Consider the following 15,325-nt stretch of genomic DNA (forward strand, 5'->3'; position numbering starts at 1 on the left):
GCCTCATTTTCCAGAACTGAGCAAGTGAGAGCTGCTATCATTGAGTCTCGCCAGTAATTCAGTAGTTATAAGCTCTCCCTCCATCTGCCCGCTAATCATTTCAGAGGAGGTCAGGTAACTCAAGCCCAAAGCCAGCTCTTTAATTTCCGAGCCCATCTCCTGTGAGAGGTATTGGCGAATACGATCGATTAAGGCGAGACAACCCTCTCGGTCTGTCATTGGTAACAGAAAAAACATTGTACCTTCCATCCTGGAGGACAAATCACTCTCGCGAAAGATTTGCCGCAATTTTTTAAAAAATTGCCCCATAGACCGCTCGGTATTAACAATTCCTTTCTCATGCAGCAATTGATCTTCATTGAGAATGCGCAAGGTCATTATGCTGAAATACCAGGTGTTATAACGTTCTGCCAGTTTGGCTTGCCAGGATACAATCGCCATAAAAACGATATAGTCAATGACATTAAAAAACTGATGAAAATTATGATAAATTTCCTTTTCTATACCCTGTACCAGATATTCAGCTCTCCGTGTTAATGAATAGTCATACAAGTATCTCGTTTTTAATTCATCAATGAAAAAAAGACGCTGACAAACCAGACACATCATATTCACTTCCGCTTCAGCAAAAAAATGACCGCAATCCATGCACATTTTATCTTCGACAGGCTTATCATAATCCACACCCAGTTCTTCGAGCTTGGTATTACAGCGGCTGCAAATCAATCGCTCCCGACGAAGAAACTCTGGAACAGGCCCTATTTTGCCGCAAGTATAACAATGAACAAAATTCTGTAATTTAATACGAATCGAATGGCAGCTGGGACAAGAATTTTTTAAATTTAACAGACCGGAACTACAGAAACTGCAAATCTTGATTTCATCAATCAAATTATGCTGAGAAAGGATATCCCTTAAGACCAAATCTTCAAGAAATTCCCAGTCATCCCTTTTCTCCTCTTGAGAGGAAAACAGAGTAATTAATGGAAAATAATAGACATAGGGATTGTGATAACTAATCTGACCTCTTAATTTCAACTCAGGACGTGTGTAAAGATAAGTGCTTAGCATTACCTCTTTCTCTTCTGACAGAAGCACATTCCCCGGAATTTTTTTTAATCGCTGATGAATCGCATGAGCTTTAGTCAATAATTCATCGTCAGCCGAACCATCAAATAAGTCTTGAAGAGACTCATCAATGTCTCCATGATAAAAAATAGGTGTATACCGATACGTCGGAATGGAACGGAGTTCGCGCAACAAGGCAACCCACTCCTGCCGCTCTTTTTTAGACATCACAATGGCATAGGGGGATTGCTTGGGAAGCTCATTGATCTGCCCCACGATTTCTACCTTGAACGGCAAAAACTTATCATCGCTAATATTGCTAATCATCCAAATTGATTGCGGATTATTTATTGTCATTGCGGTTATCCTGACTCAACTTATATTTTGAGTTTAGACCATTTACATTTTGAATACCGCAAAGAGCAGGCATGTTTAGAGCATGGCACTTCTGTTGCCGTCCTCTTCAAACTTGACATTATCGCTGACCCGACTTAGCATGCGAGCATAACAAGCGCAGGGGCAGATTATGACGGTTAATCGTTTGAGGGCATTAGTCAGCGAAGACTTTGAAGCCGTTAATTCATTAATTATTGATAAAATTCAGTCACAGGTCGGATTAATTGAAGACTTGTCGCACTATATTGTCCAGAGCGGCGGTAAACGCTTACGCCCTCTTCTGTTATTATTAGCAAGCCGCGCCTGTGGATATGAAGGCAGGGATCACATTCCCCTGGCCGCCATGATTGAGTATTTTCACACGGCAACCTTATTACATGACGATGTGGTTGACGAATCTACCTTAAGACGCGGAAGAGAAACTGCTAATGAAATCTGGGGCAGTAAAGCCAGTATACTCGTAGGGGATTATCTCTTCACCCAGTCTGTTCAATTGATGGTGAATGTACACAACTGGTCAGTTCTTCACCTTCTGGCTGACACCTCTCATCAAATTAGCTGTGGGGAAGTCAAGCAGCTGGTCAACAAGCATAATTCCTCACTCACCGTAAAAGACTATTATGATGTGATTCGCGCAAAAACCGCCCTGTTATTTGCCGCCGCCGCATCGATTGGCGCTATCCTTAGCAATGCCGGCGAACCTTTGGAAAAGGCGCTTTATGCTTATGGACTGCATCTGGGGAATGCCTTTCAACTCATTGACGATGCCCTCGACTACTGTGCAGACAGTAAAACCATCGGCAAAAATATCGGCGATGATCTTGCAGATGGAAAGGCAACCATGCCATTATTACATGCACTGGAGCACTCAAATTCAGAACAACAGCAAATTATCAGAGAAAGCCTGCAAACAGGCAATCGCGATAAACTGGAAGCTATATTGCAGATAATCGAAGAAACGCAATCCATTGCCTACACAAAGCAATGTGCGGCAGAGGAAGTCAACCACGCGCTTTCTGCCCTGGATATTTTGCCCGCATCCCAGTACAAGACAGCGCTGGTGGAGTTGGCCGAATTTGCGATAAATCGAAATCATTAGAGTCAACGGAGTGTAGCTCAGACTGGTAGAGCACTGCCTTCGGGAGGCAGGGGTCGCAGGTTCAATTCCTGTCACTCCGACCAATAAAATCAATAGGTTACGATAATTACCTCGTACTTATGTCTTCTTACAAAGTGCATATAAAGTGCTATTTTATTGTATGTTGATGCGTAAAGTGCAGATACATTAGAGTTATATTTATTAATGGGTAGCTTATAACTAGGAATCGATCCTGAAGAATATAGCTAGATCGATTTGTTTTATTTTGCAAAACAGCATTACGTTTCTGAAAATCTGAATTGACAAGTAGCTTTAAGAAAATAGAAAAGACGATGCATGGCTGCTTAAACCATGCACCGTAAATTGATATTAGTTAATTTGAGGGGTTAGCTAGACAATCAAGAGCATCTATGCTGCTCGAGCCATGTATCCAAATCTTCTTTTAAATAGCGAATTGAACGGCCTATTTTAATATATTTAGGACCGGGCGTGCGGTTAGCTAGTGTTCCATATGCCCTATCTTGAGAAAGAAAAGAACGACTCATGCAGATATAACTTGCTGCTTCCGCCTCTTTAAAAACCCTTTTATCCATGTTGTATCCTTATATATTAAGACTAAATCAGATGTAAGCTTATAGTATACGCATACACGTATAATTTCAATATTGATACATTATTTAAGTATAATTATTTTCTCATACTATGCTGAACTTCAAAAATTTTTCTTTCAGCTGAAAACTTACCTTCAAATCGTGCAAGTCCATCTCCCCGCATTTTAGGTGCAAATTCAGTAAAATACTGATCTAACGCTGCCCTGCTCTCAAGCACATATTGTACAGTCAACTTCTCCTGACTACTTACCGCTTCTTCTGGTTTTAGGATCTTAGCTTTGATAAAACCCGGTAACTGAATCATTTCCTCTGCATGTTTCTTCAGCCACTCTTGGTATTCAGGATATATATCAGAATCAATAGCCAAATTTACTTCGTAGATAACCATAGCTTTTCCTTTCATGATTAATAATTAACAAACTTAGAGCTGCACAAATGGTAATTGGAATACCCGGATTAACTTGATCGTTTGACGTTATCAGCCAGTAAGGCATTAGCCCTGCAAATAAAGCCAGGCTGATATTATAAGATATGGCCAGAGCCTTACCACGTTGTTCTTTTGGAAACTGAATCACGAGAAATGCCGGAAGCGCTGAGTTGAGTAATGCCTGTACTATCGCAAAAAGTGCTAACGTTACAATGCAGCTCGTAATACTCAACTGTGGCAATAATGCAAATACTACATATGAAAACAGTAAATAGAGGATAGATGCGAGTCTTATTTGTTTTCGGATGCCAATCCTATCCGCCAAGATTCCTCCAAATGGCAAGAGCAATAAATAGAGGACTAGCGATAAGAGAGTGATCAATATTGACTCTTTATGAGAATGCGCATTTAATAGTGACGTTAAAAATGTCGGCAAGAAAACAAAGGTAATATAAAAGGCTGAGGCCGATAAACTTGTGATTACAAACGCTTCAATTAACTCCCGTTTATATGTTTTCACCAGATTCCGATAAGTTAAAGACGATGAGCGCGACTTCCTAACCACTCCTTTGATACTATTTCGGATAAACAAAACAGCTAAACAACCAAGCGCCCCTAATAGAAAGGGAATTCTCCATGCGAACTCGATGATCTGTTGATTAGGTGCCACATATAAAAGAATAAATGCTGCCAAATTTGCAAACACAATTCCAATACAACCCCCGACAAAGGCTAAGCTGCCAAATAAGGCTGGCTGATTTTTCCCATGTTCAACAGCAAAAATCATCGCTGATGAGAACTCGCCTGATATCGATAAGCCCTGCATTATCCGGCAGACAATTAAAATGGAACCATAACTGACGCACAACCAGCGAGTAGGCGACAGACCAATTAATAATGTGGCAATAGTCATTAATAACGTCGTGTACAACATTACCCTTCTTTGCCCAAATTGATCTATCAAGTAGCCACAGCTAATTGCACCAATGGGTTTAATCAAATAGCTAACTATATAAGCTAAAACTGTAAAATTTATACTCGCTCTACCCGGATATTCATGAGAAAAGACTTCAACTAAAATCGGAATCAGAAAGGGAAATACCGAAAAATCATAAACCTCTATGATTGTCCCTAAAAATGCCGAGGTAAGAGGAGCTTTCTTCATTTACATCCCAGTAAAGTTTGAGTACATTATTATAACACTGGATGTATTTAATTAGCAGCATGGACTTACAGTTGTATTCAAAATCAAAAAACCCTCACAACAGCTTTCCCGAAAAATTCGAACTCCAATTTTATCAGGCCTTTCATACCTTGAAAAAGTTAGGTTGTGATTATTTATATTTTCTGGGTATTGAGAATCAAATATCGTACCGGTTTTGTACACATGACTATTGGATGGATATTTATAACAGAGAAAAACTAATTCTAAATGATCCACTTAGGCGAATTACAGAGGGTAGCAACTTTATACTTGTACCTTGGGATCAGATTACACATTTACATGGCGGTGAGAAAAAAACAATGGGGGCAAGGATTTCCTATGGCTTTTTTAATGGCCTCACAATATCCCGACAATTCGGTAATAAAAAATTCATATTCGCTTTTGCAACCGAATTGAGAGAACACGATCTTGCTAGGTTCCTTTTGCTAGAGAATATGGATAAATTGGAGCAGGTAATTGCTCTTTGCATAAAATTATATGATCAGTATTTAATTTTAGTGTCGGGTAATAGATCAATTGAAATTAAAAATCATTGTCATTAGATGTTTCTTTATCTTGAAATAGTTTAGACAAAAACCGAATATTACCTTGCTTTCTACCTTTAATTTTATTAATAAAATATTTAATTACATCTTTTTCTCTGGAGAGATAATATTTACGATGTTCGTATATTAATAAAGGAGGAAAATTATCATTCACATTTTTATTAATTAATGAATATGACGATACAAAATTTGGTGGTCCAACTCCATAGTAAAAGTCAAAGGGCAATAGCTTTGATTTATTCTTGGGATCAAAGTCAATTACATTTGGATAGAGTTCTTTATTTTTACTTTTCGGGTAAGCTTCTAAATAAACCACTCTTTTAATACCGGAGTTAACAATTTCTTTCGCACATAGATGACATGGGAATGTTGTTGTATAAAGTGTGCAGTTTCTAACAGATATCCCTACTTTAGCAGCATCGATGATCGCTGCAATCTCAGCGTGAGTGCATGGGTGGAAATCCAATGAGTCTTTTAAAAAGGATGAAATTTCATTCACATTCTGATTAGGTTCAAGCTCTTTAAGATACTTGACCCACTTTTCTATTTTAATTTTATATATCTCATATCCTTCTGTTATTAAGCATTGATCACCGAAAGTTGGATTTGAAGATTGTGATGGCGCACGAATAGAAGCCACAGCAATCACTTCTCCCTGCTCAGTAAGAATTGAAGCTCCTATATGTCTATCCCCCGGAAAATTTGATCTTACGCTTACCTGATAAGCTAGATTCATCCCGAACTCATCTTGTGTAGGATAGTCAATATATTCTCCGCAAACAATTTTAACAAACTTCTTTATTTCGTGATCAACTTTATTCAGAGGTAGATCTAAATTAAAAAAATAATGTGACTTATGAAACAATTTAGAAACTTCTTGACCATAGCCTTTTTGTGATTTTGGATCATTAAAATCTTTTTTTATTAAGTTATGAGTTACATCTGGTTGTATTTCTGTAGAAAAGACGGATGGGATTTTTTTCGATAATTTTTTAATATCATCAATCAGATGACTATCAAATAAATCGTCGTACTCATGGTTAGGATCAATTTCAAGTGTAAATGATTCTGACTCTTCTTGAATTGGAAAATCGTTAGAAAATTTATATTTCAGAAGCTTATCTCTTTCGACTTCATTTGAAAATAGAGAAATTTGGATGTAGTTTCTGCCATATACATGGGTAAGTACATCCTGTTCAGTAGTATTTTTTATTTGATCAATAAGGTATACCGTCTTTGAATTTCGCTGCCTTTTTTTAAATATTAAATACGTTGTTAGAAAACCAAAAAAGCCACTTGAATACCTTTCTCGAATATAATTGCAAAGCTGCATTTTAAAAAAATAAACGAATGCTTCACATACATCTGTAGGAGAAATTTTTATAAATTCTTTTGTAAGGGAAATATACTCGACTCTGTAACCTCTACTTTGAAAGTATTTTTTTAAGAAATCAACAAGATGCCCTCTATTGGTTCCAAGGGGGGCAACAAGTCCAATAACTAATTCAACTTGAGTCTGTTCTGATCTATCCATGAAAAAAATTATCTGTCTGAATATTATTAATATAGATTAGATTACTAGCAACACATATTTATTTCTTCAAAACCATTTAACCATTAAATTAAATAAAGTGTTTTAATAGATGCGTAAGTCAGACTCTAACCTTTCATGAAAATTAACTCGCCTTGCTGTTGAAATAGCTCTCTCTGTTCTGGAGAATCAGTAATTGCTTGGTGAAGGTAGTCAAAGGCGCCTAATAATATTGCTTTATTAAAAGAATCAAGCCCCGATTTAATTATTAGACCACCAAGCTCAATTTTCCGCTTAGTATCCGCACGCCTTTTTCTTAACTTTTCAACTGTCAATAATTTCTGGTCACGGCAAATAACTTGTTTTTGTCTTATAATTTGCTTAGTTATGTCCATGAATCACCTCATGGGCTAATTTGGCAAAAAGAGAATCTAGGCGGTTGAGATCGATTTGATTCAGGCCGTGCTTGTAGGCCAAGTGGCCGATTTTGAGCTGGTGCTTCTCTTGTAAGAGATCCAGCTTTTCTTTTGCTTTTTGAATTTTATCCATAAGTACAGCTTCCATTTGCGATACTGTCTTCTTTGACATAATAACTCCGCAAATTTGAACGAGATCAAAAATATCATATACCCACAGATCTCCTAGTTCAATAGCTTTTATCCATGAGCGCCAGCGAATTCCACCTGTCCCGAAGAAAAGAATTTTCTAAGGGCGCAATATACAAACTATCGTTTGTTTGCTAAATTCACGCATATGGCGATTTCCTATGCGAATATTTCCGTGCATAGCAGGAGCAAAGGGCACAGTGCTGTGGCTGCTGCTGCGTACCGTGCCGGAATTAAGCTATATGATGAGCGTCTTGGTCAAACGTTTGATTACAGCAAACGAAAAGACGTTAAATTCTCTGAATTGTTGTTACCCGAAGGAACAGAGGAAAACTTCACAGACCGAGAGTTCATCTGGAATGAAGTCGAGCGGGTTGAAACAAGAAAAAATGCCCAAGTCAGTAAAGATGTGATGCTCGCCTTACCCAAAGAGCTGGATTTGATTCAGCAAATCGAATTAGCCAAGCGTTTTGCTCACACTCATTTTGTCGATAAGGGAATCCCTGCGGACGTTTCCATTCACGACCACGGTGATGGTAATCCGCATGCGCACATCCTAATCACCACCAGACGGTTAGAACAAAATCAATTTTCAAAATACAAAGCCCGTGATTTAAACCCACAGTTCGCCAAAGGGTTTATTACCGAAAAAGAACAATGGCATCAGCAATGGCGAGACTTTCAGAATGTATATTTTGAAGAAAAGGGAATTGATTTAACGGTAGACCTCAACCATATCATTCCAGAAAGACATCACGGCGGTTTCAGGGATAAAGCGAGTCATTACCTCCTTGAAGAAAATGAACTCATCAAGCAAGCACGCGAAGAAATTGCTTTAAACGATATCGAGAATTTCATCAATATTCTGTCGATTGAACACAGCGTTTTCACCCGAAAAGATATTGAAACGCTGTTATTCAAAACCATTACCCAAGAAAATTATACTGAATTTTTTCAAGTAACGGTTGAGCGTGTACTATCCGATAAAAACGTCATTTGCCTGGGCGAAAACGAGCAAGGTCAGAAGGCCTTTACCACTCGGCATCAATATTTGCAGGAAAGCAAACTGTTAAGCGCTGTTGAATGTCTTCAAGAAAGAACCAATCATGTCTTTAAAGCCGATGTTGTCCGGTTTTTACAAGCTACAACGCTCAGTGAAGAGCAGCACCAAGCCTTTGAATTTATCGTAAACGGCGGTGACATCAGTTGCATTATTGGCCGGCCGGGTGTGGGTAAAAGTTACATGTTAACGCCAGTTAAAGACTTCTATCAGCAGCAAGGTTGCCGCGTATTGGGGGCAACCCTTGCCGGAAAAGTCGCCAAGCAATTACAGATTGAATCCGGTATCGAATCATCCACTATTGCCTCATTAACTGCGCAAATGATGTCAGGCAAGCTGACCTTAAATGCCAATGATATTTTAATTATTGATGAAGCAGGCATGGTGGATTTTGCCAATATGTCTTTTCTCATCGACCGGGTGAAAGAAGCCAAGGCAAAACTGATTTTAGTCGGTGACCCAGACCAGCTCAAACCCATCAAGAAAGGCGCCATTTTCAAAGGGATTGCATCCCTTGTGGGATGCTTCACGATGGTGGATATCAAACGACAAAGGCATGCCGGTGACCGTCAGGCAAGTATTGAACTGGCAAAAGGTAATATTGAAAAAGGGCTTACTCACTATCTCAGACAAAATGCGATAGTGATTGCTGACAATGAACGTTCAAAAAGCCCAAGCGACCTACTGATTAACGCTTGGCAGGCAAATATCCATCAGCATAACGATTTAAAAAATAGCATCATCCTTGCGCATGCCAATGTGACTGTAGATAGTCTCAACTTAAACGCTCGCGAACTCCTAATGCAAAAAGGCATTCTTGATTCTGAGCAAGTCAACTACATCAAAGAAATAAAAAGCAAAAACCGCCAATATCAGCCCGGCCAGTACATCATGGTCACTCACAGTGATAACGAATTAGGGCTTATCGGTGGAGAACAAGGCCGTATAGTCGCAGTCGATGAAGAACAAAACATAACACTGAAAATGAATGACGACCGGGAAATCAAAGTACCTTCGCACTTAAGGCGTTATGTCGAGCAAACCGGTCTGCAAGACTTTTATCTCACGAAAGGGGAACGCATATTCTTCAAGAAAGGCGATAAAGATATTGGCGTGAAGAATGGTGATTTAGCCACTATTACTCAAGTCAATAAGGAAGGCTTCACCGCCGTTTTAGATTCAGGGGCAACTGTAACCGTGCCTAAGCGCTACAAGCAAATTGATTATGCCTATGCCATGACCGTTCATAAATCACAAGGCATGTCCGTTGAAAACACCTATGTTTGCATTGATACCCAATGGTGGGACAGAGCATTAAGCTTTGTTGCCTTTACACGCCACAAAGAAAAACTAAAAATATTTGCAAACAGTAAAAACTATCCTGATTTCAAGACAATGGTTGAACAGCTATCACGCAAAACCCTACAAGATAACGTCATAGATTACCCAATGAATCTAGGTATCCGACACGGGTTTGAGTTTGATAATCTGGTAGACCGCGCAGTTAAGCGAATAACTTCTGCTTCGCAGATAATTAAGAATAAAGCAAATTATCTCTATAACTATGCGCAAGCCGTGAAAATGCAGCAGTTAACCCCGGGTAATAAGCAAAGGGTCCAGCAGGTCGGGAAAGACGTTGCACAATATATCAATTTAAAAATACAGATAGCGAACCAGTACCGGCAATTAAAAATTAAAGCAGAAACACTGGGGCTTAAAATGCCAGAGCTTAAAGAATACGATTATTTCTATAAACTGGCATGTGCACGCGACAAAAAAGCGGCCGAGTTGTTACTAGCCGAGCAAACACAGCTTTCTAAGATCAAGCTTAAACATTTTGACGTGAGCCAACTTGCAAAAGAAGCAGCCCGTTATGAGAAGGTAAAAATGATTCGAGCCATTATCAATGCAAGACTTAATTGGCAAGGAGATAGCGAGCTGAGTAAACGAGCACATAGCTTATCGGTTACAAAAGATGTAATTCACATTGCCCAAGAAATTAAAAAGACAAAAAGTTGTGAAAAAATATTCGCTGAAAGAGTACATTTTCTACAGCAGCGCCATAGGCAAACAATCCATGAGAAATTAAAAGAAAAATTTCCATTGCTGAAACGATATGACGAGCTTTCGGCTATACGCTCGAAACAGACTGGATTACATGCGGAACAAACAGACAAAGCCTTGATGAAAACAGTTAAAATGATAATCGCAGACAAATCCCTGTATCACAAATTGCAGAATGATTTACCGAATTTGATTGAGAGGATGACAAAGAACTATATGCTTGATAAAAAGAAAGAACATGAACGATGAGAATCCGCGATAAACTAAAAATGAGAAACAAATCTTTACAATTAAAGCCAATGTGAATTCAGATTTATGTTTTAGCTTAATACAAATATCCTAAAGAAATTCAAAAGGATAAATGTATTAAGGCTACAACCTACGACTAACTCTTACATACTTGGAGCATTAGTTGGTTCATCATCACGTTTATCGTCTAGATTTGTAATTTGTTTTATTTCACTATGGTTGGACTCTTCTTGCTTAGTTGCAGACGGCTTAGGATCTGGCTCAGTACTGGTCACAGGGCTAGAGATACTTAACTCTTTAGTCAATGTTTTGTATGATTCATTTGCATTCGTATGAGCATTATGATTTTCTGATGCTTCGTGATGAGTTCGTTCACGATGACGAATTGCTTGTACTGCATAATAGGGTACCCCTAGTACATTCAGCACCGAAACTGTAGCAATTGCTCCTCCAGCGATCGGCAAACCAATTGTACACCCAAGGCCAAATCTGAACAGATCTTTACTAAAGAGAAAACCCAATGCTGTAGAAACCCCGCCTACTGCAATCCCTATTGCAGCTACCCCGGCTCCTGCGGCAACGCCAACAGGAATAGCAACTGGCGCAACTACTAATTTATCGAAATTAGACATTTCCTCTTTGGACTTATCTTTGCTTACAGCTCGTCCAATATTTCTAAAGTATTTGCCATAAGCTTGTGCAGCCTTTCCCATGATTCCTCCAATTTTTGTGGGTCGTTGTTTTCAAACAATCCAAATGCTACCACAATGCAAGATTGATTGTAAAATAAATATACAGAGAAGGATTGTAATACAGAGAAAGACTATTCCCAGAAAGTTAGGTGAGAGTATTCTATACTGCAGCCCCGAAAAGCTTACTCGCAAACAATAATTTTGTAACATTAACTATTTTAACACACAGCTTTATCCGCTCCGCAAAGCGCATTATCGAAGGGAAAGTTTTAATTTCAATAGGCAACAGTTCTAACTGCATGACAAAGACCCTAAGGCTTATTGATACGTTATCCCATCCTCATTCGCCAGTGACAATAACTCCATGAATAACTAATACAAGGTCTACTCGTCGCAAGCTCCTGCGTTCCACCTTGCATTGGCTATTCATTCCGTTAGAACTATTTTTTGCGAATGGGGATGGGATGACGAAGCAACAAGCAAGGCAGCTGCGTTCAATTAGAAACTGAATTCGCTTTGCTCATAACTATATAGAAAGCGATGGGTTCAAGGAATCAAAAGCATTAAATATATCAGGGCGACTAATTGCATTTAATACAATTAATGACAAGTTAGCTCGACATGCGATATTAGTTTGTTGGTGACTGCGTTAAATTGAGTAAGAAAAAATGTATTATCAATTAACCCGAAAGAGAAGTATAAAACCTCACCTGAATCTGAGATAAAATTTTCTGTAGCGAATCCAGTACCGGATTGAGTTTTGTTTATTAACTTAAAGATGTGTCCATTAATATTTATAGTGTATGTAGCTCCATCATATAAAACATGAATTGTTTGACCACTTTTATCCATTCCTACGCATTGGATAATTAATGCATGTGAGCTAGTAGAATAAGCCAAGGTAAACGCAAAAATTAAATTTTTCATAAAACTATCCATTTTAAAGCATTTATTTACATTTTAGTCTGAGCTAAAAGGCACTGTCTTAGAAATATATTAAATAATTTGCCCTGATTATCCCTTTATTTAGAGTAGAGCTGATAGTTCATAATTTGTTCCCGGGCTTCCATCTCTTATGAATCGGTTACGATTTATCTTGTTAAGTGGTAGGTTCAAACTGGGGTGTCTTAGCTCTTTCTGGGCTTCCTTATACCAAATAAATTGCGTGGCTTTTACTGAAGGAAACCCAGAACGCATGATTAGAGTGTGCTCTGCCGGGATCTTCATAATTGCTTCAGGCCGCATTAACGGGACGGCCTGATAGTTTTTTCCATGACTATTACTAATACCTTGTGCCTGTAATGAAGTGGATTCATTCGCTACCCGCTGCGTTTTGGTGCCCAGCATTTTGCTGATAAACTCGGCATCTCCTAAATCTTCAGTGGTAAATGCCACCTTGGTTTTAATATTGGTAAAGGCTTTGGCTTCATCCTGCGAGTATTTTTCATAGGTTTGGGCAATGTATTGAAACATCAGGATGCAGCGCACCCGGTATTCGCGAAGCAGCTTTAACGAGCGCCTTAATCGCTCAATACGACCTAATGAGGAAAACTCATCAATGAGGCACAATAAGGGATATGGTTCCTTTTTAGGATCAGGAATTTCTCGAATCATGGCAGAAATTAATTGCTGCCAGAATAAGGTGAGTAAAGGCGCTAAGCGTTCCATGTCATCATCGGTAAACCCAACATAAATTGTCATTTTCTTACGCCGTAACCCCTTGAAATCAAAATCACTGGCGCTAGTCGCTGCATCGATAAACGGATCGTCAAAGAGCTCTAAATAGCCGGAGAAGGATTCTAAAATCGAGCTTCGGGTTTTCTCATGGTTATTGATGTAGGAATAGCCATTGCGGTAGAACTCAGGATCCAGGTGGTCGGTATTGTCGAGCAAGTCTTGCAGCCAGACATCAAATTGCTGCTGTTTAATCAAGCGGTTCATCTCGCCTAAGGTGGTTGGTCGTTCGGTCGTATCCAGTAAATAGAGCGTTAAACATTTAAAGAGCTTACGGCTCGCTTGCGTCCAAATGACATCCCCTTTTGGGTTATCCGGTATTAAAATATGTGCGGTTCGTTGAATGTCGGTCATGCGATGATTAACGTCTTTGCTAATGCTAGATAGGGGGTTAAATCGATGCGTTCGCCCTTCCGGGTGAGTCGGTGCAAAACAATAGCAGTCATGCCCTAAGACTTTTTGCCGATAACCTGATGTCGTCTCAAAGAGGGTTAATTTGACGTCATTGCATACTACTGAATAGGGATAATTAAATAGATTGGGAATGGCAATACTTCGCGTTTTACCACTCCCGGACGGTGCAAAGACCAAGACGTGTTCAAAGCCATTGGAATACAAGGGAACCCCATATTTTTTACCGATGATTAAACTTTCCTCTTTTTTTTTAAAAAAATCGGCTTTGTGAATTTCATAGCCATTGGCAAAATGGGCATTTCCCAATACTTTATTGCCAGGGCGAATTCGCTCAAACAGCGCGTGTGCCGGAAGTGCGAAGACTAAAAAGAAACCCGCGAGCTCACAGCCGATGAAACGGCGCAACGGCTCGGGTTCTTCAGTAAGTTCCTGCAAGAAAGCGATAAGCTCTGAGGTATTGTTAAAGGTTTCTTGCGACCACCATTGATAGAGGAAAACACCAACTATTAAAGCAGTTGCTGAGAGCATCAAACAAAGGAGGAAAATACCACTTAACCACCGGATAAAGCCGCCTTTGAGATAACAGGCAGCCAGAATGAAAGGAAGGGAAGCAAACAGCAATGCCCCTGCACACAAGCCGTAATACCCAAAGCGAAGTAAAACAAAGAGCGACCAAGGATAAGGCGTATTGGATAGCCCCAAGCTCCACAGGGAAATCAAGCTGGCTAGTTCCAAAACCAGCAGCAAGCAAACCATCGCGATTATTATTTTTCTAGGCATGGCTCATCCTTAAAACTGACGCACGGCGCGCACATGACCTAAGGTGCTCGCTTTATCGCTGGAAATAACCTCACCGGTGTTAAAGTTTTGTAGCCATGCCTGAGAGACGCTTGCTTCAGTTGAGCTCCAATAATAATCGGGTGCAAAACTGGTTAAACCTTGCGGTTGTAAATTCGCTTTTAAAAGGCTTAGTTCATAGATGGATGGCAGATACCAACCGCCATAGCAAAGGCTTTGTGGATTGGCGGGGGTCATGCAAGGCGCTTCACCATCCTCAGACACACTATATTGATTCGCCAGAAGGGCTGCAAATTGGCCGGTTTGATTATCAATGGTTTGTTCGCTAATGATTAAGCGGGTATTGGACTCCCCAGCACCAATGCCATCCGCCCGAGCATTAGTGATCTTATTACCGCTTTCCCCATTTCGCCATTGAATGCCTTGAGTGTTGACATCATGGGTACTGGCAATTAGTCCATGTTGACCGGTGTTATCCACCCAGAAGACAATCCCGCCCTGATAGAGCTCCCCAATTTGATGGGTGATGATATTGGCACTAATGACCTCGCCTTCAATACGGATACCACTACCGGCCTGATAACGACCTGCAGGCCCTCGTTCTCCTTTCGGTCCTGGCATGCCCTGGGGGCCTTGAGGGCCAGCGGGAATATTGGCAATTTGCCTGGCTAAAGCAGTAATCTGATTAGAAACCACGACCATTTGGTCTTGCAGCATACCAATATGCTGCCAGACATCCGTATCCCCTGCATGGACGCTGTTAAAACATAAACACGACAAGGCAGAAATCGCTAGCTTTTTCATGAA

General features: G+C 39.8%; 14 protein-coding genes and 1 tRNA gene. 4 read left to right on the forward strand and 11 right to left on the reverse strand.

Going from position 1 to position 15,325, the window contains the following annotated elements; genetic code table 11:
- Window positions 1–3 precede the first annotated feature (3 nt).
- On the reverse strand, window positions 4–1,425 hold the full coding sequence (locus tag E1O89_RS07685) for a GGDEF domain-containing protein (RefSeq protein ID WP_133139664.1): 1,422 nt from the start codon (window positions 1,423–1,425) through the stop codon (window positions 4–6).
- A gap of 169 nt (window positions 1,426–1,594) precedes the next feature.
- Between E1O89_RS07685 and E1O89_RS07690 the strand changes: the two genes are divergently transcribed.
- Together E1O89_RS07690 and E1O89_RS07695 are read left to right on the forward strand one after the other, a co-directional pair.
- Window positions 1,595–2,563 (forward strand): polyprenyl synthetase family protein, encoded by a 969-nt coding sequence (locus E1O89_RS07690; RefSeq protein ID WP_133139665.1) that lies wholly within the window; start codon window positions 1,595–1,597, stop codon window positions 2,561–2,563.
- Between the two features lie 6 nt (window positions 2,564–2,569).
- Window positions 2,570–2,646: transfer RNA gene (locus tag E1O89_RS07695), tRNA-Pro, on the forward strand.
- A gap of 315 nt (window positions 2,647–2,961) precedes the next feature.
- Here E1O89_RS07695 and E1O89_RS07700 read toward each other — a convergent pair.
- From E1O89_RS07700 to E1O89_RS07710, 3 genes are all read right to left on the reverse strand, one after another.
- Complete coding sequence (locus E1O89_RS07700; RefSeq protein WP_133139666.1) at window positions 2,962–3,156, reverse strand: helix-turn-helix domain-containing protein; 195 nt, start codon at window positions 3,154–3,156, stop codon at window positions 2,962–2,964.
- Window positions 3,157–3,250: 94 nt separating this feature from the next.
- Window positions 3,251–3,562 (reverse strand): DUF4286 family protein, encoded by a 312-nt coding sequence (locus E1O89_RS07705; protein WP_133139667.1) that lies wholly within the window; start codon window positions 3,560–3,562, stop codon window positions 3,251–3,253.
- A complete protein-coding gene (locus E1O89_RS07710) occupies window positions 3,531–4,766 on the reverse strand; it encodes an MFS transporter (RefSeq protein ID WP_133139668.1) in 1,236 nt (411 codons plus the stop codon). The genes E1O89_RS07705 and E1O89_RS07710 overlap by 32 nt, the downstream gene beginning before the upstream one ends.
- Before the next feature lie 59 nt (window positions 4,767–4,825).
- Here E1O89_RS07710 and E1O89_RS07715 point away from each other — a divergent pair, with 59 nt between their 5' ends.
- Window positions 4,826–5,368, forward strand: a complete 543-nt coding sequence (locus tag E1O89_RS07715; RefSeq protein WP_165483101.1) for an autoinducer binding domain-containing protein — start codon at window positions 4,826–4,828, stop codon at window positions 5,366–5,368.
- Here E1O89_RS07715 and E1O89_RS07720 read toward each other — a convergent pair.
- From E1O89_RS07720 to E1O89_RS07730, 3 genes are all read right to left on the reverse strand, one after another.
- On the reverse strand, window positions 5,349–6,905 hold the full coding sequence (locus tag E1O89_RS07720; RefSeq protein ID WP_133139670.1) for a deaminase: 1,557 nt from the start codon (window positions 6,903–6,905) through the stop codon (window positions 5,349–5,351). The genes E1O89_RS07715 and E1O89_RS07720 overlap by 20 nt on opposite strands.
- Window positions 6,906–7,030: 125 nt before the next feature.
- Entirely contained in the window at window positions 7,031–7,297 is a 267-nt protein-coding gene (locus E1O89_RS07725; protein ID WP_133139671.1) for a conjugal transfer protein TraD, read from the reverse strand.
- Window positions 7,284–7,490 (reverse strand): hypothetical protein, encoded by a 207-nt coding sequence (locus tag E1O89_RS07730; RefSeq protein WP_133139672.1) that lies wholly within the window; start codon window positions 7,488–7,490, stop codon window positions 7,284–7,286. The genes E1O89_RS07725 and E1O89_RS07730 overlap by 14 nt, the downstream gene beginning before the upstream one ends.
- A gap of 165 nt (window positions 7,491–7,655) precedes the next feature.
- Between E1O89_RS07730 and traA the strand changes: the two genes are divergently transcribed.
- Window positions 7,656–10,880: a Ti-type conjugative transfer relaxase TraA gene (traA, locus tag E1O89_RS07735; RefSeq protein WP_262337462.1), complete on the forward strand. Its 3,225-nt coding sequence runs from the start codon at window positions 7,656–7,658 to the stop codon at window positions 10,878–10,880.
- 143 nt (window positions 10,881–11,023) lie between these two features.
- On the opposite strand, the gene E1O89_RS07740 is transcribed toward traA, so the two are convergent.
- The 4 genes from E1O89_RS07740 to E1O89_RS07755 all read right to left on the reverse strand — a co-directional run bounded on the left by E1O89_RS07740 (window position 11,024) and on the right by E1O89_RS07755 (window position 15,322).
- Window positions 11,024–11,593, reverse strand: coding sequence for a hypothetical protein (locus tag E1O89_RS07740; RefSeq protein WP_133139674.1), 570 nt, complete (start codon window positions 11,591–11,593; stop codon window positions 11,024–11,026).
- Window positions 11,594–12,172: 579 nt separating this feature from the next.
- Entirely contained in the window at window positions 12,173–12,499 is a 327-nt protein-coding gene (locus E1O89_RS07745) for a hypothetical protein (RefSeq protein ID WP_133139675.1), read from the reverse strand.
- Window positions 12,500–12,598: 99 nt separating this feature from the next.
- The gene (locus E1O89_RS07750) at window positions 12,599–14,500 is read right to left on the reverse strand and encodes a type IV secretory system conjugative DNA transfer family protein (protein ID WP_262337456.1); all 1,902 of its coding nucleotides are present in this window, start codon (window positions 14,498–14,500) and stop codon (window positions 12,599–12,601) included.
- 9 nt (window positions 14,501–14,509) lie between these two features.
- A complete protein-coding gene (locus E1O89_RS07755) occupies window positions 14,510–15,322 on the reverse strand; it encodes a DUF1566 domain-containing protein (protein WP_410054764.1) in 813 nt (270 codons plus the stop codon).
- Window positions 15,323–15,325 lie beyond the last annotated feature (3 nt).

The sequence above is a fragment of the Legionella genomosp. 1 genome, from assembly GCF_900640215.1.
In the GTDB taxonomy this organism is placed as follows: Bacteria; Pseudomonadota; Gammaproteobacteria; order Legionellales; family Legionellaceae; genus Legionella_C; species Legionella_C quinlivanii_A.

Coding starts and splice junctions, on each gene's coding strand:
- E1O89_RS07750 (WP_262337456.1), bottom strand. CDS start 14,500: ATGCCTAGAAAAATAATAATCGCGATGGTTTGCTTGCTGCTGGTTTTG.
- E1O89_RS07740 (WP_133139674.1), bottom strand. CDS start 11,593: ATGGGAAAGGCTGCACAAGCTTATGGCAAATACTTTAGAAATATTGGA.
- E1O89_RS07755 (WP_410054764.1), bottom strand. CDS start 15,322: ATGAAAAAGCTAGCGATTTCTGCCTTGTCGTGTTTATGTTTTAACAGC.
- E1O89_RS07700 (WP_133139666.1), bottom strand. CDS start 3,156: ATGGATAAAAGGGTTTTTAAAGAGGCGGAAGCAGCAAGTTATATCTGC.
- E1O89_RS07685 (WP_133139664.1), bottom strand. CDS start 1,425: ATGACAATAAATAATCCGCAATCAATTTGGATGATTAGCAATATTAGC.
- E1O89_RS07730 (WP_133139672.1), bottom strand. CDS start 7,490: ATGTCAAAGAAGACAGTATCGCAAATGGAAGCTGTACTTATGGATAAA.
- E1O89_RS07690 (WP_133139665.1), top strand. CDS start 1,595: ATGACGGTTAATCGTTTGAGGGCATTAGTCAGCGAAGACTTTGAAGCC.
- E1O89_RS07715 (WP_165483101.1), top strand. CDS start 4,826: ATGGACTTACAGTTGTATTCAAAATCAAAAAACCCTCACAACAGCTTT.
- E1O89_RS07710 (WP_133139668.1), bottom strand. CDS start 4,766: ATGAAGAAAGCTCCTCTTACCTCGGCATTTTTAGGGACAATCATAGAG.
- E1O89_RS07720 (WP_133139670.1), bottom strand. CDS start 6,905: ATGGATAGATCAGAACAGACTCAAGTTGAATTAGTTATTGGACTTGTT.
- E1O89_RS07705 (WP_133139667.1), bottom strand. CDS start 3,562: ATGGTTATCTACGAAGTAAATTTGGCTATTGATTCTGATATATATCCT.
- E1O89_RS07725 (WP_133139671.1), bottom strand. CDS start 7,297: ATGGACATAACTAAGCAAATTATAAGACAAAAACAAGTTATTTGCCGT.
- E1O89_RS07745 (WP_133139675.1), bottom strand. CDS start 12,499: ATGAAAAATTTAATTTTTGCGTTTACCTTGGCTTATTCTACTAGCTCA.
- traA (WP_262337462.1), top strand. CDS start 7,656: ATGGCGATTTCCTATGCGAATATTTCCGTGCATAGCAGGAGCAAAGGG.